At 53.7% G+C, this 19,002-nt stretch carries 14 protein-coding genes; 5 read left to right on the top strand and 9 right to left on the bottom strand.

The annotated features are described in order from the left end of the window. Positions 1 to 9: 9 nt before the first annotated feature. Positions 10 to 1,926 (bottom strand): 1,4-alpha-glucan branching protein GlgB, encoded by a 1,917-nt coding sequence (gene glgB, locus NST04_RS18480; RefSeq protein WP_341185537.1) that lies wholly within the window; start codon positions 1,924 to 1,926, stop codon positions 10 to 12. Between the two features lie 216 nt (positions 1,927 to 2,142). Between glgB and NST04_RS18475 the strand changes: the two genes are divergently transcribed. Next, entirely contained in the window at positions 2,143 to 3,363 is a 1,221-nt protein-coding gene (locus NST04_RS18475) for a glucose-1-phosphate adenylyltransferase (RefSeq protein ID WP_341185536.1), read from the top strand. 107 nt (positions 3,364 to 3,470) lie between these two features. On the opposite strand, the gene NST04_RS18470 is transcribed toward NST04_RS18475, so the two are convergent. The 5 genes from NST04_RS18470 to NST04_RS18450 form a co-directional block, all read right to left on the bottom strand. After that, the gene (locus NST04_RS18470; RefSeq protein WP_341185535.1) at positions 3,471 to 4,901 is read right to left on the bottom strand and encodes a sensor histidine kinase; all 1,431 of its coding nucleotides are present in this window, start codon (positions 4,899 to 4,901) and stop codon (positions 3,471 to 3,473) included. After that, a complete protein-coding gene (locus NST04_RS18465; RefSeq protein ID WP_076079320.1) occupies positions 4,898 to 5,596 on the bottom strand; it encodes a response regulator transcription factor in 699 nt (232 codons plus the stop codon). The genes NST04_RS18470 and NST04_RS18465 overlap by 4 nt, the downstream gene beginning before the upstream one ends. Continuing rightward, positions 5,589 to 6,896 carry a hypothetical protein gene (locus tag NST04_RS18460; protein ID WP_341185534.1) on the bottom strand — a complete coding sequence of 436 codons (1,308 nt, stop codon included), beginning with the start codon at positions 6,894 to 6,896 and terminating at the stop codon, positions 5,589 to 5,591. The genes NST04_RS18465 and NST04_RS18460 overlap by 8 nt, the downstream gene beginning before the upstream one ends. A 33-nt stretch (positions 6,897 to 6,929) precedes the next feature. After that, on the bottom strand, positions 6,930 to 7,655 hold the full coding sequence (locus NST04_RS18455; RefSeq protein WP_036726471.1) for a phosphonate ABC transporter ATP-binding protein: 726 nt from the start codon (positions 7,653 to 7,655) through the stop codon (positions 6,930 to 6,932). Positions 7,656 to 7,744: 89 nt separating this feature from the next. Then, positions 7,745 to 8,905 carry an MFS transporter gene (locus NST04_RS18450; RefSeq protein WP_341186791.1) on the bottom strand — a complete coding sequence of 387 codons (1,161 nt, stop codon included), beginning with the start codon at positions 8,903 to 8,905 and terminating at the stop codon, positions 7,745 to 7,747. Positions 8,906 to 9,065: 160 nt separating this feature from the next. Between NST04_RS18450 and NST04_RS18445 the strand changes: the two genes are divergently transcribed. The 3 genes from NST04_RS18445 to NST04_RS18435 all read left to right on the top strand — a co-directional run bounded on the left by NST04_RS18445 (position 9,066) and on the right by NST04_RS18435 (position 11,607). Further along, positions 9,066 to 9,983 carry an ArsR/SmtB family transcription factor gene (locus NST04_RS18445; protein ID WP_341185533.1) on the top strand — a complete coding sequence of 306 codons (918 nt, stop codon included), beginning with the start codon at positions 9,066 to 9,068 and terminating at the stop codon, positions 9,981 to 9,983. A gap of 24 nt (positions 9,984 to 10,007) precedes the next feature. Continuing rightward, positions 10,008 to 10,760, top strand: coding sequence for an HAD family hydrolase (locus NST04_RS18440; RefSeq protein ID WP_341185532.1), 753 nt, complete (start codon positions 10,008 to 10,010; stop codon positions 10,758 to 10,760). A gap of 109 nt (positions 10,761 to 10,869) precedes the next feature. Further along, the gene (locus NST04_RS18435; RefSeq protein WP_341185531.1) at positions 10,870 to 11,607 is read left to right on the top strand and encodes a DsbA family protein; all 738 of its coding nucleotides are present in this window, start codon (positions 10,870 to 10,872) and stop codon (positions 11,605 to 11,607) included. A 99-nt stretch (positions 11,608 to 11,706) separates the two neighbouring features. Here NST04_RS18435 and NST04_RS18430 read toward each other — a convergent pair whose 3' ends face one another. The 3 genes from NST04_RS18430 to NST04_RS18420 form a co-directional block, all read right to left on the bottom strand. Then, entirely contained in the window at positions 11,707 to 13,983 is a 2,277-nt protein-coding gene (locus tag NST04_RS18430; protein ID WP_341185530.1) for a type IA DNA topoisomerase, read from the bottom strand. Positions 13,984 to 14,086: 103 nt separating this feature from the next. Beyond that, positions 14,087 to 14,500: a hypothetical protein gene (locus NST04_RS18425; protein WP_341185529.1), complete on the bottom strand. Its 414-nt coding sequence runs from the start codon at positions 14,498 to 14,500 to the stop codon at positions 14,087 to 14,089. A 67-nt stretch (positions 14,501 to 14,567) separates the two neighbouring features. Further along, positions 14,568 to 16,298, bottom strand: coding sequence for a proline--tRNA ligase (locus tag NST04_RS18420; RefSeq protein ID WP_341185528.1), 1,731 nt, complete (start codon positions 16,296 to 16,298; stop codon positions 14,568 to 14,570). A 528-nt stretch (positions 16,299 to 16,826) separates the two neighbouring features. Between NST04_RS18420 and NST04_RS18415 the strand changes: the two genes are divergently transcribed. Then, the gene (locus tag NST04_RS18415) at positions 16,827 to 18,827 is read left to right on the top strand and encodes a methyl-accepting chemotaxis protein (RefSeq protein WP_341185527.1); all 2,001 of its coding nucleotides are present in this window, start codon (positions 16,827 to 16,829) and stop codon (positions 18,825 to 18,827) included. Positions 18,828 to 19,002 lie beyond the last annotated feature (175 nt).

Below are 19,002 nucleotides of genomic sequence, written 5' to 3'. Positions count from 1 at the left end.
TTCCTGCCCTTAAACGGTCTTGCGGCCTGACTTCTTAAGCACCAAGAAGCTCAGCGGAGGCAGGGTCAGCTCTATACTGTTCACCTGATTATGCCACTCGGTCTTGGTGCTCTTCTGCGGCTCATTATGGAAGCCCGATCCGCCGTATTCGTTGCTCTCCGAGCTAAATAACTCTTCATATACTCCGGGACGCGGCACGCCAATACGGTAATGGCGGCGCTCGGCCGGCTGGAAGTTGATGATTATCAGCAGCGTGTCCACCGGACGCTTGCCTCTGCGGATATAGGATACGACACTCTGCCCGCTGTCATCAGCGTCAATCCACTGATAGCCAGTCATGTCATGATCGAGCTCCCACAGCGCTTTTTCGGCAAGGTACAGCTTATTCAGCGCAGCCGTATAGGCCTGCATCCGCCGGTGGCTCTCATAATCCAGCAGCAGCCAGTCGAGCTGCTCCTGATCCTTCCATTCAATGAATTGCCCGAACTCTCCGCCCATGAACAGCAGCTTCTTGCCCGGGTGGCTGATCTGATATCCGAGAAGCTGGCGCAGGCCGGCGAATTTCTGCTCATAGGACCCCGGCATTTTGTCCAGCAGCGACTTCTTGCCATGCACCACCTCGTCATGTGACAGCGGCAGTGTATAGTTCTCGGCATACGCATAGCATATCGGGAAGGTCAACAAATTATGATGATACGGGCGTGCTCCGAAATCCCGTTCTATGTAGCCCAAGGTGTCATTCATCCAGCCCATATTCCATTTGTAGTTGAAGCCAAGGCCGCCTTCATGCACCGGTGAGGTAACGCCCGGCCAGGCACTGGATTCTTCCGCCATCATGAGCGCCTTCGGATAATACTGGAAAATCGTCTGGTTGAGCTGCTGAATGAAGCGGATGGCTTCCAGATTCTCCAGGCCGCCATGCTCATTCGTCCGGTACTGATGGTGTTCCTTCTCGAAATCAAGCCGCAGCATACTTGTAACCGCGTCCACGCGCATGCCGTCAATATGATACTTCTCGAACCAGAACAATGCATTTGAAATTAGGAACGATGAGATTTCAGGCTTGCTAAAGTCAAAGGACAGGGTGCCCCAGCCCGGCTTCTCCGCCAGCATCGGATCGGCATACTCATACAGCGGCGAACCGTCGAACAAGCGCAAACCATGGGCATCCTTGGCAAAATGGGCCGGTACCCAGTCCAGAATGACCCCGATGCCTGCCTGATGCAGCTGATCGATCAGGTACATCAGATCCTGCGGCTCTCCGAAACGGCTGGTAGCGGCAAAATAACCGGTTCCCTGGTAGCCCCAGGACAGATCATAAGGATGTTCAGCCAGCGGCATGAACTCCACATGGGTATAGCTCATTTCACTCAGGTAAGGAATCAGCAGGCTGCTGATCTCCCGATAAGTATAGAGTTCGCCGTCTTCCTTTTGCCGCCAGGTGCCTAAATGCATTTCATAAATGTTCATGGGTGCCTGATATGGACCTTTACTCTTCCGCCGCCATGCGGCATCCCCCCATTTGTAGCCGTCCAGATCCGCCACAACGGATGCTGTAGCCGGACGCACTTCAGCGTGGAAGGCATAAGGGTCTGCTTTGAGGAAGCTTGTACCATCTGCTCCTGTAATCCTGTATTTGTAAAAAGTTCCCGGCTCCATTCCCGGGAAAAAACGACTCCAAAATCCTGAATCGGGTATCTTATATAACGTATCAAGATCGGATGTTCCATCCCAGCTGTTATGATCTCCCGCCAGTCCTACATATGCCGCATGAGGAGCCCACACGGTAAAGCGAACGCCGGCCTGCCCTTCCTGGACGGCAATGTGCGCGCCAAGCATCGTATAGCTGCGATAATTCGTGCCCTCATGGAACAGATAAATATCTTCAGCGGACGGGAGGTTCTCTGTCTTTGGTAAATCGGCCAAATCATCACCACCTTTGTATATAGGATGCACCTTTTACATTACCCGAATATGCAGCATTTGAAAATGATTTTGAGAGTGAATCCGGCGATTTCTGAATAAAGAAAATGTTTATGTAATTTTTCTTGATTCACAGCAATATAATTCACCTATGCCGTTTCAAGCGCCCAGCTTGCGTGTATATTACAAGCATTGACAAAAAAATGGGAGGGATAACAAATGAGTAAAAAAGATTGTATCGCCATGCTCCTGGCAGGCGGGGAAGGCCGCAGATTGGCCCCTTTGACTTCCAGCATGGCTAAGCCTGCAGTCCCTTTCGGCGGACAGTACCGGATTATTGATTTTCCCCTCAGCAACTGTGTGAATTCCAAGATTGATACTATCGGAGTATTGACTCAGTACGAAGCAGAATCCTTACATCAGCATATCGGTGAAGGCGAGCCCTGGGGGCTGCACAGCCGCAGTGACCGGGGTGTACGGCTACTCCCTTCAGGTATTGAAGGCAGAGAGAGCTATACAGGCACCGCCGATGCTATTTATAAGAATATTGAATATATAGACAGTCAGAACCCGGAGCATGTACTTATCCTGTCGGGAGACCATATCTACCACATGGACTACCGCAAAATGCTCGATTATCACATTGCCAAGTCCGCAAAAGCCACCATTTCGGTCATGGAGGTCCCTTGGGATGAAGCAAGCCGCTTCGGCGTGATGAACGTGGATGAAGATTTGAAGATCTCCGAATTTGCCGAGAAACCGAAGGCTCCGAAGAGCAATCTGGCTTCCATGGGTATTTATCTGTTTGAGTGGTCGTACTTGAAGGCTTATTTACTGCGGGATGCCGCGAATGCGGAGTCCGGTCATGACTTCGGCAAGGATGTTATTCCGGCCATGCTGGATGCGAGCGATGAACTGTTCGCTTACCGCTTCGAAGGCTACTGGCGGGATGTGGGTACCGTTGGCAGCCTATGGGAAGCTCATATGGATCTTCTGCAAAAAGATGGATTCCAGCTGGATAACTCACGCTGGCCGATGTACAGCCGGGCACAACGCACCAAGCTGGCTGCGATCAGACCCCGCGCTCAAGCTGCTTCAGCAGATTGCCTGATTCATGAAACCTGCCAGCTCGAAGGCAACCCGCAGCGCTCAGTCATCTTCGGCGGTGTGGAGATCGGCAAGCAGAGCAGAATCAAGCAGAGCGTGGTGATGCCGGGTGCCCGGATTGGGCGCGGTGTTCTCATTGAACATGCCATCATCGGTGAAGGTGCTGTGATCAAGGACGGTGTTGTCATCAAAGGCACTGCAGACAATATCGTTGTTGTAGGCCCGCATGAGATTGTAGCAGCCAAGCCGCTGGTCCGTACCCAGCCTGCCCGCCTGCTTCAGGAGGTCTATGAGACGGCCGGCCGTCTGCGCGCCGAAGGAATGCCTTCATAAACAAAAGTTCAGCCCTAAGGGCTGCTACATACAAAGGGATACAGCTCCGGTCCGCCCGGATGATAGCTGTATCCCTTTTGTATATATCTTTCCACTTGGCTTGCTTATCAAGTTGTTGGCGAATTACTCACGCGGGCATTCCCCTGCTGGCAATCATCCAGCGGCAGAATGACGGTAACCTGAGTACCCTTGCCCAGCTCGCTGTCCATTTCCAGCTTGCCGTTATGAAGCTCCACAATCTGCTGGGAGATCGCCAGCCCCAGGCCCGTCCCCCCGTTAAGGGCATCGACCTGGAAGAAGCGGTCCCGCACTCTTGACAGATGCGCTTCGCTGATGCCAATACCGCTGTCACGAACAGTGACAGCCATCTCGGTACCGGATAGACGCTCCGCCGACAGCACGATACTGGAATCCTCCGGCGAGAACTTCACCGCATTATCCACCAGATTGAGGAAGACCTGCTTGAGGCGGTTGGCATCCCCCTTGATGAAGATCGTCTCCTCGCATTCCAGCAGCAGATGAATCCGTTTCTTCTCAGCCTTGGCCCAGATATTGAGCAGCGTCTCCTGCAGCAGAACCTTAATATCCACTTGTCCCATCGACAGCTTCATTTCGTTCTGTTGCAGCTTCGAGAAGTCGAGGATTTCTTCCACCAGCCCGATCAGCCGGTCACTCTCCCTGGAGATAATTCCGACCCCAAGCTTGGTCTCTTCAGGGTCATAGCCCCCGGAGACCAGCGTCTCGCTCCAGCCCTTGATGCTGGTCAGCGGAGTGCGCAGCTCATGAGAGATCGAGGAGATGAAGTCATCCTTGATCTGGTTGCTGCGGACAATCTCGTCCGCCATATAGTTGAGCGTTGAAGCGAGTTCCCCGATCTCGTACCGGTAATCGCCTTTGATCCGGGTCGTGAACTTGCCCTTCGCCATCTGCACCGACACTGCCGTAATATTATTCAGCGGACGCACAATCGAATTGGCGAGCCCGAAGCTGAGCAGCAGTACGATGGTGAGGACTGCCACACCGATGCCAATAGAGAGCAAAGTAAGGTTAAGCAGATTACTGTTCACGCCTTCCAGCGATGTCAGATAGCGCAGGACATAAGTGTCATGAGCGGTGATCTGCACCATTTTGGATACTGCCATGACATTCTCATTGGTACCTGCCTGGCGGCCCACCCAACGTCCGATACTGCCGCCTACCGCCTCGGGAACATCACTGGTGGTAATCGTCCGGTCCGGCTGGAACCCGGTTGAGCTGGTAATAATATCCCCTTTAAGCGTCAGGACCTCCAGCTCGGTAAACTCCACATTGAATAATCTAAGCAGCTTCTGCAGCTGGGCCTGTGAACTGTCTCCCGAAAATTCATATTTCACCAATGTCTCGGCCACACTGATATGCGTGGTGATTTTACTGTAGATACTGTTGTAATAATAGGTGCGAATCGACAGAAGGAAGATCGTCTCGACCAGGAGAAGCGCTACAAAGACTACAAGAATATAGTGCAGTACGATCTGTCTGCGCATCCCCTTCTTAATCATTGTACCTGGCCTTTCCATTTATAGCCGTGTCCCCACACCGTCTGCAGGTATTCAGGCTCCGATGGATTATTCTCGATTTTTTGGCGCAAGCGGCGGATATTGACGTCAACGATCTTGGGGTCGCCCATATATTCTTTGCCCCAGACATGATCAAGCAAGGAGTCACGGCTGAGCGGTGTATTCTCCTTCTCCAGGAAGAACTGCACCAGCGAGAACTCTGTGGGAGTAAGCTCAATGGCTTCTCCGCTCCGCTTGAACTGCTTGGAGATCAGATCCAGGGTGAACGGACCCGACTGGAACGATACCTTGGCTGACTGCTCGCGGTGAACATTGACCCGGCGCAGCAGCGACTGGATACGTGCGATCAGCTCAGTGGGACTGAACGGCTTACTGACATGGTCATCTGCCCCTACGGACAGCGCATAGACCTTGTCCTGCTCCTGTACCTTGGCTGTCAAGAAAATAATCCCCAGCCGTTCATTGGTCTCCCGGATGCGTCTGCATACCTCAAAGCCGTCGATGCCGGGTACCATCACATCCAGCAAGGCGATATCAATATCATGTATAGTGGTCAGCTTGTGCAGCGCCTCGTTACCGTCTGCCGCCTCCAGCACCTCAAAGCCGTTGCGCTTCAGGTTAATAACAATAAAACTGCGGATGGACTCTTCATCCTCCAATATCAGTACTTTACTCATCGATTCCCTTCCTTTCAATAGAGGATTTGATTCGTCCGTCCTCTCCTCCGATTGTACTCTGTTCCAGTTCTCCCCGGTATCCAATCATCTTATCCAGATCGCGTCCGAGCAGCTTCCAGCCGGTGTTCTTCACATTGTCCCATTCCGCAGGCGAGAAGAATTTCACTTCAGCGACCGTCTCTCCGGTATCCGTCATGATGAATTTGAGCGATTTGTTCTGAACCGACTTCGTGTCCACCGTCACCCGCTCCTGCCATTCGGGGGCAAAGTTAATGGTGAACCGGTCCAGCGGATCATTGTAGAGCTGGGTACTGAAGGTCAGGCCGTCTTTCCCGTCCCATTTGTAATAAGAATTGAAATAAGGAATGGCCTCAGGATCGAAATACTCCCAGCCCTTGGGGGGAACCAGCAACCCTATCTCTATAATTCCATCCGAATCAATATCCTCGCTGACAATTCTGCGGTCCTTGAAGGTGTGGCTATCCCCTGGAATAGCGACACGCAGCTTGTTATTCTCCATTACAACTAAGGTTGTATAAGCAGAACGCGCATCCACAGCAGAATCCAGAACAATACCTTCTTTATTTGCAGCTACTTTTCCTGAGACAATATTGTAATAACTATTGAAATAGGGGTCCAGATCGTCGAGTTCATCCAGCACCTTGAAGCCGTCATTATACTGATAGGTAGTTATTGTAGCGAATTCATTACGCTTGAAGTACACCACGGTAATATCCACGATTCCATCCTCGTTCAGATCATCGATGATATATTTGGTATATGGCTTGGTTAGAATCTCTTCCAGCACTCCCCCGGAATAACTGTAGACAACCATGCCCTTCACACCCTTATCTTCCGTGCGGGAATAACCGGCAATAATGTTGAGCTTACCGTCACCTGATACATCCTGAAGATCTACAGAATCAAGGGTGTTGCCAATACCATCGAACGTAAGCTTCTTGACCCAGGATTCCCCCTGCTTCTCCAGAATCATCCCGTGATTAACCACGGCTTCATTCTTCGTCTGGTAGAACACAAGCGTCTCCATCACGCCATCCCGGTCCAGGTCCTCTGTAAAGATGGAGCTATTATCATCATTGGCCGGACGGATCAAGGTGCCATCCAGCGCCTTCAAGGAAGAATTGATGGCTGCCATCAGCGAAGCCTTGTCCGCAGGCAGCTGGGGCACCCTCATCTGGGATACCGGATCGCTGATGAAGGTGCAGCCGGGCAGGGTAAACAGCGACAGGGCGGCTGCGGCAAGTCCTCCAAGAACACGCATACGCATATTCAACTTCATTTACGCTCTCCTTACTGAACGCCTTGCCTTACTTCACAGATGCAGCCGCTCCTGTGAGGTCAGCCGGCGTCCTTTGACATCATGCTTAATTCTTCCGTCCTCCAGCACCCACAGACGGCTGGCGTAACGCTCGGCCAGCTCAATCGGCAGCACCGTAAGCACGGTAAGTCCTGTCTCCTTGCACAGATTGCGGAGGGTCTCCAGAACATTCTCCGCAGTCTTGGGGTCAAGGCCCGTAACCGGCTCATCCGCCAGGATGACCTTGGCGCCGTGGACCAGTGCCCGGGCAATGGCTACACGCTGACGTTCACCGCCGCTGAGCTGGCCGGACTTCAGCTTGGCCTTGTCAAGCAATCCTAGCAGATCAAGCTGGTCCATCGCCCCCATATAATCATCTGAGCGGACCATGCCTGTAGCCATCCGCCACAGCGGCGTCTGGGAGGCTTGTCCAATCAGCACATTCTTGAGTGCAGTGCGGTTCGGATTCAGCTCCGCATTCTGCTCCAGATAGGCCCATTCCCGGCGGATCTTACGTTTGCCGGCGAAGGGGCTCTTCATAATATCCTGCCCATCTACCCTGAAATTCCCTCTGTCCCACTTCTCACGCAGGGCAAGGCAGCGCAGCAGTGTTGATTTCCCGCTGCCGCTGGCTCCCAGCAGCGCTACAAATTCTCCCGGTTCTAATTGAAATCCGATATCCTGAAGCACCGGTGTTTTATCTTCCCCGACCGCTTTGGCCAAATGTTCAACTGTAATCATAGGTCAGCCTCTCCTGTCTTCGACTCTACTCTATAGTGTACTCTGAAAGCGGGATCAAATTCCATGCGAGCATTCGTTCTTATTCTACCTCATATCGTCTTCCGTGGCGAGAACAATAACCCTGCCAGCCCAAATACAATATACAGCCCGCCCATCACGGCAAACACACTGCCGCCCCAGCCGAATTGCAGCAGCAGCCCGCCGATGCCCGGACCCGCTATACTTCCCAGACTATAATGGAAGGAAGCGACTACATTGGCAGCGGGAAGCAGCTTGCGCGGCAGGATATCGGCGGCATAGCTTAACCCCAGCGAGAAAAAAGAGCCGACAAGTCCCCCGGCCACCATCAGCACCAGCAGGGTGAGCAGGAAATGGTCACCGGTAAACGGAAGCAGCGTGAAGGCCAGGCCTCCTCCTGTCCCCGCAGCAATCAGAATGGCCTTGCGGCCAAAGCGGTCGCTCCATATGCCGAGCGGCAGCTGGAGCAGCAGGCCCCCGATGCCTGCAAAAGGCAGCAGGGCGGCAATCTGGTCTGTACTGAATCCGGTGCGCAGCCCGTATACCGGGAAGCTGCTGTTCAGGCTGGCTTCCATATAGCCGTATAGCAGCGCCGGAATCAGCGCATACCAAGCAAGCCGGTAGCTCCGGCCAAACCTGCTTGCCTGGCCTTCGCTGTGATCCATAGCTTCCGGCCGTGAGTCAGGCAGCTTGAAACCGACAATCAGCAGCACAATTACGAACAGCAGGGCTGTAATCAGGAACGGTGCGGACTGTCCGAACCGCAGCAGGCTGATACCCAGCGGTCCGAGGCTGAAGCCCAGGCCGTAGGACATCCCGTATAGCGACAGGTTCCGTCCACGGTGCTCTGCCGGCGTCATGAGCAGCACCCAGAGCTGCGCGGCGTAGTTAACCGCCGAATCGCCGATCCCGACTAGCACGCGGAGCACGAACCAGATCTTCACGCCGGTAAGGAGCGGGAACAGCAGCAGTGATACCAGCACGAGCGCGAGACCCGCGGCGATCAGCTTTTTGAAGCCGATGGCGCCAAGCACCCGTTCCGCAATCAGGGTCATGGCAAATGAGCCTACATACAGCGCAGCTGCGTTAAGTCCGTTCAATGAGGACGATACGCCCTCCTGCTCCAGCAGAATGGATAAGACCGGCAGCAGCATCCCCTGGCTAAGCCCTGCCAGAATAATCACAGCAATCAAAATCGAATAATTCATTCTACCGCTCTGACCATGCGGCATCGGTGTGGAATCTGACACAAATAAATCCTCCTATGTAATTCATTGATGTGCGGAACCTGATGTCCATGCGGCAAACACCGAACATTATAGTAGACAACCCTCTTCAAAACAAGAGATAATATATAGAAGTGACTGATTTTCTGGAGGTGATCCGGCTTAAATGAAGTATGAACTTAACATTGATGTTTCCCCCGTATACGAACTGCTGGACAGTTTCATGCTATATGTAACCAAGAAATGGACTTCTAACCTGGACATCGGCACCGACTGGATCCGGGATGTGGACGGCCGCTTCACCCCCGCTCAGCTGGCTGCACTGAAGCAGGCCGCCGAATGGCCGTTCGAAGATTATGATGTACTCTATGCCTGGGCCTACAGCCGGGGCGAGGCTTCCAAGGTGCTGCAGTTCCTGGCTGCGCTGGAGAACTCTTCACTGGAGGATTGCCTCCGGCGGACCGAGCCGTTCTTCCATAACTTCACGGCTGAGGAATGCGCACGGATCAAGAACGGGTATACGCCACTTTTGCGGATATGGTATGAGCATTATTTCCGCCATGTGGAGCATACCCTGCTGCCGCTTCTGATTGAAGACGCCTCCGAGAAAAAAATGCTGGAGAGCAAAATGGACATGGTCCCGCTGATCGAATATGCTTCCGGCGGAATTGTCATTGAGGATATTCCCGGGCTGGAGACGATCGTGCTGCTGCCTACCGTGCATAACCGGCCGATCAACACGTATTGCTTCTTCAAGAACCTGATGCTGGTGCAATATCCGGTAGATGTCCCTTCCGATAATGAAGAGGAGCCGCCTACGGTGCTGCTTCGTTTAACACAGGCTCTCTCTGACCCTACCCGGCTGAGACTGCTGCGATTCGTGGCAAATGAACCGAAGACACTGTGGGAGATGCAGTCCGAGCTGAACCTGTCCCGGGAGATGCTGATGCATCATCTGCTTAGTCTGCGGGTCGCAGGGCTGCTGCGGGTCCATCTGCGCGGTGAAGGCACCGAACGCTATAGCATACGCCCTGACGGGGCCTCGGAGCTCCAGATGTTTCTGGAGTCTTACATCCGTATCTAACACACCAACTTAGGAGTGAACCTCATGAAGTATTTGACCCAACAAGTGATCTTTGATCTCGACGATACCCTGGTGCATTGCAATAAGTATTTTGACCTCATTCTTGGACAGTATTTCGAGCTGATGTCAGACTGGTTCAGCGATTATCAGCCTACCATCGGCGAATTGCGCACTAAGCAGCTAGAGATTGATGTCGAGACCGTTAGCACAAGCGGCCTGGCCAGCGACAATTTCCCGAAATCGCTGATTGCCACCTACCGTTATTTCTGCAGCAAATATAACCGCAAGCCCGATGCGTTCGAGGAACGGCAGCTGATGAAGCTGGGGATGAGCGTGTATGACCAGGAGGTGGAAGCTTATCCCGGCATGGTGGAGACGCTGGATACCCTCAAGCAGGAGGGCCATTCGCTCTATCTCTATACCGGCGGCGACGACACCATCCAGCAGCGCAAAATCGCCCAAATGAAGCTGGACGCCTATTTCGATGACCGCATCTATATCCGCCAGCACAAGAATGTGGAGGCGCTTGAGAATATCCTGACCACCTACCCGTTCGACCGCAAAATCACCTGGATGATCGGCAACTCCCTGCGTACGGATGTATTGCCCGCGCTGACTGCCGGGATCAACAGCATCTATCTGAAGCAGCCGAATGAGTGGCTCTACAATCTGATTGAGCTGGAACGGGAGATGCAGCAGTCCGTCCTGACCATCTCTGCCATTCACGAGGTGCCTCCGGTGATCCGCACCGCTGCGCTGCGGGAGCATCACGGCTGATTGACCAGCATCATCTGAAGCAGGCAATTGTTACAAATGGCATAGGCAGCCTGCCGCCGGTATGTTTATACTATCTGAGTAGATTTTCACACCGCTCAGGAGGCTGGCCATGAATAACAAAGCTAACCGTTCCAGGAACACCCCGAATCACGGGCGTCTGCTCCCTATGCTGCTTGCAGTGATTGCCGTGCTGCTGATTGCCCTTCTTGCCTTCTTCCTTACACAGGGCAAATCTTCCGGCACAGAGGCGCTCGATAATCTCCCCAACTACACCGATGTGAAAGGCAAAATTGTCGTAGACGGGCTGAAATACGAGAAGCAGCCGCATTTGGGCAGCGAAGACGCCAAGGTGAAGGTGATCGAATTCGCCGATTTCAAATGCCCTGCCTGCAAAAATTGGACCGCCACCTACCTCGATACGTTCATCAAGGACTACGTTGACAGCGGAAAGGTCCAGTTCTACTTCATGAACTTCGCCTTCATTGACCGGGATTCTTATCTGGCCGCCAGTGCCGGGGAAGCTATCTATCAGCAGAATAACGAGAAGTTCTGGGAGTATCTCCACAAGCTCTACGAGAACCAGGGTGACGAGAGCAAGATCTGGGCAACCCAGAAGTTCATCAGTAAGTTCGTGAAGGATAATATTACAGGAATTGACCAGGAGCGGTTCGAGCAGGATCTGAAGAACCATACGTATATGTACGATGTCAAAGAGGACTTCAAAATCGCCGGAGCCTACGGCGTCAACGGCACACCAAAGTTCATGGTGAACGGCGTCCTGCTGCCGGATTCCTCCTATGAAGGCTTAAGTGCCGCCATTGAAGCAGCCTTAAGTGAAGCTAAGTAACTTAACCCCAAAACACTTAATTTCCTATTAAAAGAGCGCCCCGGCCGGGAGATCTGGCCGGGGCGCTCTTCAGTTAATGAATGATCAACAGGTAATGAATTATTCCACAGCCAGCTGGCCCGTATCCATATTCTGCAGCACCAGCTTGCCTTCAAGCGGCTGGCCGTCCTCGCCGGTCAGCTTCAGCTTCCCGGTTCGGCCCTTCTCAATCAGGGCCTTCACCTGAGTGTCGGTAAGCGTGCGCCCGTGATTCTCCTTCCAGATCACGAAGCCGCAGCCCTCCTTATAATGAGAGCAGCCGTAGCCCTTGCGGCCCATGAAGATCATGCCGCCGCAGCCGGGACGCGGGCAGCTGCCGATGACCTTCGGCCCGGTATCCCCGCTCTTCCCGGCAGCCGCAGGTGCCGCGCGCCGCGATTTTGCCGCTGCGGGCGTGCCCCCGGCCGGTTTGGATTCGGCGGCCTTGCGCGGCGCAGCAGCGGAGCTGCGGCCCTTGCCGCCGCTGTTCAGCGAAGGCGTCTCGCCTTCGAAGGAGGTCTTGGCGGCGCGCGACTGCACGCGTACCTTGTCCACAATCATCGAAGCGAAGCGCTTGACGTTCTCCATGAATTGCCCGTCCGCTGCGGTGCCGCGGGCAATTTCATTGAGCCGGCGCTCCCACTGTCCGGTCATTTCCGGGGAGGTCAGCAGCTCCACGCCTGCCCCGCGGATCAGCTCAACCGCCGTCCGCCCCTTTTGGGTGATGGCGATCTTTTTCCCCTGCATCTCCACATAGCCGACATTCTTCAGCCGTTCAATCGTAGCTGCCCGGGTCGCCGGAGTGCCCAGCCCCGAGTCCTTCATGGCATCGCGCAGCTCTTCATCCTCAATCTGCTTGCCTGCACTCTCCATGGCCTTCAGCAAGGTTCCTTCCGTGTAATGCTTCGGAGGCTGGGTATCCTTCTCCTTCACAATGGCATCGCTGCAGAGCACTTCACCGTCCGCGTTGACCGAGAACGGCTCGTTCACCTCAAGCTCCTCTTCCTCCTCATCCTCCTTGCCTTTACCCTTGGCCGGTTTGGATTTGTCCTTCTTCTGGTCTGCATAAATCACCTTCCAGCCGAGGCTGAGCAGCTCCTTGACCGTCGTCTTGAACTTCTCGGCTTCCACTTCGGTCATCACCGTATGCACCTTATATTCCGCTGCCGGATAGAACTGGGAGAGAAAGCGGCGGACAATCAGATCATAGAGCTTGGCCTCATCCGCACTCAGCCCGTTCGCCTTACGATTCGTAGGCAGAATCGCATGGTGATCCTCCACCTTGGACGGATTACAGATAAATTTGTTGCCTTTATGGACCAGGTTACGGTTCGCACCCTTCACCCAATCGTCGTACTGCGTGCCCTGAAGGGCCGACAACGTCTTGTGCATTTCAGGAATATTCTGCTCCGTAACATAGTTGGAGTTGGTACGCGGGTATGAGATTACCTTGTGCTTCTCATATAGCGCCTGGGCGATATCCAGTGTTTTTTTGGCGGAGAAGGCGTATTTCCCGTTCGCCTCACGCTGCAGCAGCGTCAGATCGTACAGCTTGTTCGGATATTCCTTGGTCTCTTTGACCTCATAGAGAACAATCCGGGCGGGCTTGCCTTTGACCTTGCCCGCAAGCGCCTCTGCCTTCGCACCATCCGTTAACCGGTCACCCTGCCACATTCCCTTATACGTCAGCTCATTCTGGGTGAAATGCCCTTCCACCTCAAAGAACTTCAGCGAGGAGAAGGCCTCGATGGTCTTCTGACGGTCATAGATCAGCGCAAGCACCGGGGTCTGTACCCGGCCTACTGAGAGCAGCACATTATGCTTGGTGGTAAAAGCGCGCGAGCCGTTCATCCCGATCAGCCAGTCCGCCTCGCTGCGTGCCCGGGCCGCTTTGGTCAGATTCTCGTATTCCGACCCGTCCTTCAGCTCCTGGAAGCCCTTGCGGATCGTCTCCGGTGTCAGATCTGAGATCCACAGCCGCTTCACCGGCTGGTTCAGCTCCAGGTAACGCTGAATCAGCGAGAAAATATGCTGACCCTCACGCCCGGCATCGCAGGAGTTCACCAGCAGATCGCTGCGCTTCGCCAGCTCCCCGATCACCTTCAGCTGATCCATGGTGCGTGCATTGGGCAGCAGCTTGAACTCCTCGGGGATGATCGGCAGATCATTAATGTTCCATTTTTTATATTTATTGTCGTAGGCTTCAGGCTCTGCCAGGCCAATCAGATGCCCAATTGCCCAGGTGATGATGTACTGCTCCCCTTCCAGATAGGAACGGTAGTTTTTGGCCTTCGGTTCTATTGCGGCGGCGATATTCCGCCCCATGTCCGGTTTCTCCGCAATAATGAGTGTCTTCAACAATAATCGCTCCTTACCCTCGGTTCATTACAAAAGTTGTCCAGTAGTCTATTATACCATTCCCGGACCCCAAAATCCGCTTCACATGATTAAAGCCTGTGACCTATGGGCGGAAGATAGCCATCAGAATGAGCAGCGTCCCGACGATCAGGCTGAACAGCTCAAGCACATCTCCCCTGGACCAGTGCCTGCGGAAAAATACAATTGCAGGCTGGGCAAGCCCCGCTATCAGATACAGAACGGCCAGCAGCAGACCAAAGGAAAGTATGGTGAAGACAGGCGCATTGCTTTGCGGACCCCCAATGAAGGTAATCAGCACAATTAGCACGGACAGAATATACAGAATACACCGGAAGAAGATAATCCACGGCCCGGACTTTGCGGGTGCCGGTTCTACCGGGACTTGCTGTTCCTTGGCCCGCTCTTCCAATAGGCGGCGGATCTCTTCGGGATGCTCGTTACGCATTTTCTGCATCTGTCTGGCATTGTCAAGCCGGCGTCTCAAGCGTCCAAACATTCTTTCCCCCTCCTCTCCAAGGTAGCGGATTCATGTGGCTTTTCCCCTATTTTACCAGAGCTTCAATTCAAGCAAAAGCAGTATCCGGTGCGGACTTCAGACTGCTTACGCGCAGCACGGCCTCACCCATATCAATTACTTCCTTGTTACCCGTTCTGCGGTCCATGTATTCAACCCTGTGCTCTGCGGCCAGCTTGCCGACAACCAGCGCAAACGGTATACCGATTAGTCCGGCATCCTTGAATTTGACCCCGGCCCGCTCATCGCGGTCGTCCAGCAGGGTATCGATGCCCAAGGCGGTCAGCCGTGCATACAGGGCTTCGGCCAGCTCACGCTGTGCTGTATCTTTGATAGACATCAGCAGAATATGAACCGTATATGGAGCCAGGCTCTGCGGCCAAACCAGCCCTTGGTCATCGTTGTTCTGCTCAGCCACTGCGGCCAGCAAGCGGGAGATTCCTATGCCGTAGCAGCCCATTACCATTGGCTGGCTGCGGCCGTCTGCATCCAGATAATCTGCCCCCAGCTTCTCGCTGTAGACCGTCCCCAGCTTGAAGACATGCCCTACCTCGATGCCCTGATGGAAATCCAGCTCCCCTTCCCCGCACTGCGGACAGCTGTCGCCAGTGACCGCATTACGGAAATCCCCCACCTGCGTCAGCGGAAAGTCCCGGCCGGGCACCACTCCACGCAGATGGTAATCCTCATCCCCCGCGCCTGTGACTGCTTCAGTCATCGCTGCAACAGCAGCATCTACCAAGACAGGCACAGACAATCCGGCAGGACCGACATAACCGTTTACGGTTCCGGCGCTCTCCTGTACATGCATGGCATCAGCCAGCATAATGTCACCGCAGCTGAGGTACTTCTGGACCTTCAGCTCATTCACCCCATGATCGCCTCGGACCAGCACAGCAAATGTCTTGCCTCCGCCCGTGTAGATTAATGTCTTGATGATATCCTGCGGTCTGAGCTGACTCTCCTGCTCCAGCTGCTGAATGGTCTTCTGGGCAGGGGTATGGAATCGCTCTGGAGCAGGCCGTCCGGCAAAATCTTGTCTATGCGGCGCGGCCCCGCTCTGCACTTCCGCCTGCTCCAGATTCGCAGCATATCCGCATAGGGAACACACAGCTACCGTATCCTCGCCTCTCTCTGACAGAGCCATGAATTCATGATTCTGGCCTTTGCCGCCAATCGCTCCGGCATTCGCCTGCACCGCCCGGTACTTCAGGCCGCAGCGGTCAAAGATCCGCTCATAAGCGCTGTACATCACCTGATAGGCCAGATCCAAGCCTTCCCAGTCCGTATCAAACGAATAGGCATCCTTCATCAGGAATTCCCTGCCCCGCAGAAGTCCTGAGCGCGGACGACGTTCATCCCGGAACTTCGTCTGGATCTGATAGACGGTCAGCGGCAGCCGCCGGTAGGAGCTGATCTCTCCGCGCATTAGCGCCGTAACCACTTCCTCATGGGTCGGACCCAGCACGAACTCACGGTCGTGACGGTCGCGGAGCTTCATCAGCTCTTTGCCGTACACCTCATAACGTTCCGATTCTCTCCAGAGCTCTGCTGGCTGCATGGAAGGCATAAGAACCTCCTGCGCACCGGCGGACTCCATTTCCTGGCGCACGATCTGTTCTATCCTGCGCAGCACCCGCCGTCCGAGCGGCAAATAGGTGTATACCCCGGCGGCCACCTGCCGGATATATCCCGCACGCAGCAGCAGCTGGTGGCTCCTTGTCTCTGCTTCGGCAGGAGCTTCGCGCAGAGTAGTAACTAATAGATTGGTTTGACGCATACAGATCAGCCTCTTTCGTCGATAAGTGTGTACAGATATAGAACATTTCGCTGCCATAATGAGAACGCAAAAAAGACGCATCCGTCAGGGACGAATGCGCCGTGTTACCACCCTGTTTCAACCTCCAGACTCTCCAAGCCTGCGGTCCTCTAATCCGGATAACGGCCGGGTCCGGCAGAATTATGCCCATCTTCAGCATAAGCTGCAGCTTCCAAGGCAGGATTGGTGTCTTACGCACTCGGGGGATCTTTCAGCCGGTGAATCCCCTCGCTGTTCCGGCGCTTACAGATACCAGGTCCTTGGTCAACGCTGTTACGTTATAAATGTTGGTACTTAATCTATACGATATTTCGGGCTGCGTCAAGGCGGCGATGAACAGATCGTGAATGCAATTAAATATTTTGCAGCAAATATCTTCAGATATGACAAGAATGTGTCGATAAATTCAATAGGATAAGAGGTATTCAGAGAGAAACGGCTAGCGATACTACCAGCCGATTTCCATGTACCAGAGGGGGAACCGTTCCAATGTTCAAGTCAGTCAACCGCTTCATCAGCAAGCTCAGATCACGATCACTGCAAAGGCAAATGATGATGCTTTTCACCATAATGCTGGTGATTCCGATCCTCTTGGTCAGTTATTTCTCCTATTCCAGTGCGAAACGGGAATTGGAGCTTAAAATGCAGAAAGCCACACATTCCAGTGTCGATCTGGTCGCCGGGACCATTCAAGAATATGTATCCGCTGCTATGCGGAATGTAGATTTGCTCAGCCGCCAGATTGAGTCTTCCGAGGTCGATGTTAAGGCTCCCGGCACACGCACGCTCATTGATCAGTTCATGAAGGCACATCCTGAGCTGGAGATTCTTACGGTGGGCAACGAACAAGGAGCCTGGATGAAGGCCCCGGACCCCGGCAAACAGGATTATGATCCGCGTACTCGGGACTGGTATAAGGCGTCCATGCAGAATGCCGGTACCACAACAATCATTGATCCTTTTGTCTCGGCAACTACCGGCAACTATACGCTGTTCCTGTCCCATTCGCTGGAGGATGGCAAAGGAGCTGTCACCACCAGCCTCAACCTCAAGGCAATGAGTGAAAGAATCCATACCACCCATCCAGGTGAAACCGGCTATTTCTACATTGTGGACCGTAATCATAAATTCGTCTCTTATCCCGGCAAAGCTGCAGGTGAGGATGTAGCAGATTATATAGTGAAGCTGCTGGCTAACGACAGCGGGGACCTGCATTATACCAATCCGGACACGAAAATGGATATGCAGGGTTACTATACAACTGATCCGAATACCGGGTTCAAAATTGTCGGCATCCTGCCCACCCAAGAATTCTCGGATGCCTCACAGCCCATTATCTATACTGGACTTATGGTTCTGGGCGTGGCCTTGATTGTCGCCCTATCGCTGATGTTCCTGATTGTCCGCTCCATCACGAAGCCGATCCGCAGTCTGAACCGTTCTGCACAGCGGGTAAGCGAAGGCTATCTGAATGAACAGATTGAGATGAACCGGGTGGATGAGATCGGTCAGCTGGCACAGAATTACAACCTGATGATAGGCTCTCTGCGCGGCATCGTCTCGGATATTTCGGACACTTCGGGACAATTGGCAGCCTCCAGCCAGCAATTGAATGCCACCACTGAAGAGAACTCCAGAGCCACCGCTTACGTGGCTGAACTGGTGCAGGACTCCTCTGAGGGTGCGCAGACACAGACCTCGGCTATGGCAGAGACCTCGCGCGCGATGGAGGAAATGTCTTCCGGTATTCAAAAGATTGCCGAAGCCGCTACCTCCATCGTCGATTCTTCCGCGGACACTGAAGCAGATGTGCGCAGCGGCAGCCGGAAAATGGAACAGGTCAGCCAGCAAATGGATGCCATCCGGACCTCTACTCATCACTCTTCGCAGCTAATCGGGCAATTGAACGGCCTGAACGATGAAGTCTCCGCAATGAGCAGTGCAATTTCGGCCATTGCCGTACAGACGAATCTCCTGTCGCTTAATGCCGGCATTGAAGCGGCCCGGGCCGGAGAGCAGGGCCGGGGCTTCGCCGTCGTGGCTTCTGAGGTACGGAAGCTGGCTGATCAATCGAAGAATACCGCCGGGGATATTCAAGATACCCTCCAGCAGATGACCCGGTTGATCGACGAGACCTATGAAGCGATCCGGCATACCGTTGCAGCCGATGTAGAACTGGGTATTCAGGTTACCGCCGAAGCCAAGGAATCCTTCACCAGCATTGAACAGTCGACCGCAAAAATCAACAGCCAGCTGCATGACATCTCCGCTATTACCGAGCAGATGTCAGCAGGAGCGCAGGAGGTTGCCGCTTCCGTACACGAAATCTCCAGTATTTCCCGTTCCACCTCAGATGCCTTCCAGAGTGTAACGGCAGCTACAGAAGAACAGCTCGCTTCCATGGAAGAGATCTCCGCCTCCTCTACAGAGCTGTCCAGAATGGCGGGCGATCTGCAGCTTAAGATTGAACGGTTCAAGCTGGAAGACTAATCCCAGTGATTATGTGAGCGGTGAAGGCCATTCATTCTCATAGCAGCATAATCCCATAGCGCACAAGTGGAAACGGCTTTGCCGTCCTTTTAAGGACGGTACCGTTTCAGCGAGAAATAGAAGGATAATGTATAGCGTGAAACATATAAATTCTTAAATTTTAATAAAAAGCCGT

Origin of the sequence: Paenibacillus sp. FSL H7-0756 (assembly GCF_038006765.1) — a bacterium.
Classification (GTDB): domain Bacteria; phylum Bacillota; class Bacilli; order Paenibacillales; family Paenibacillaceae; genus Paenibacillus_AQ.
Note: the sequence above shows the minus strand (reverse complement) of the source record. Positions and strands in the feature narration are given on the sequence as shown.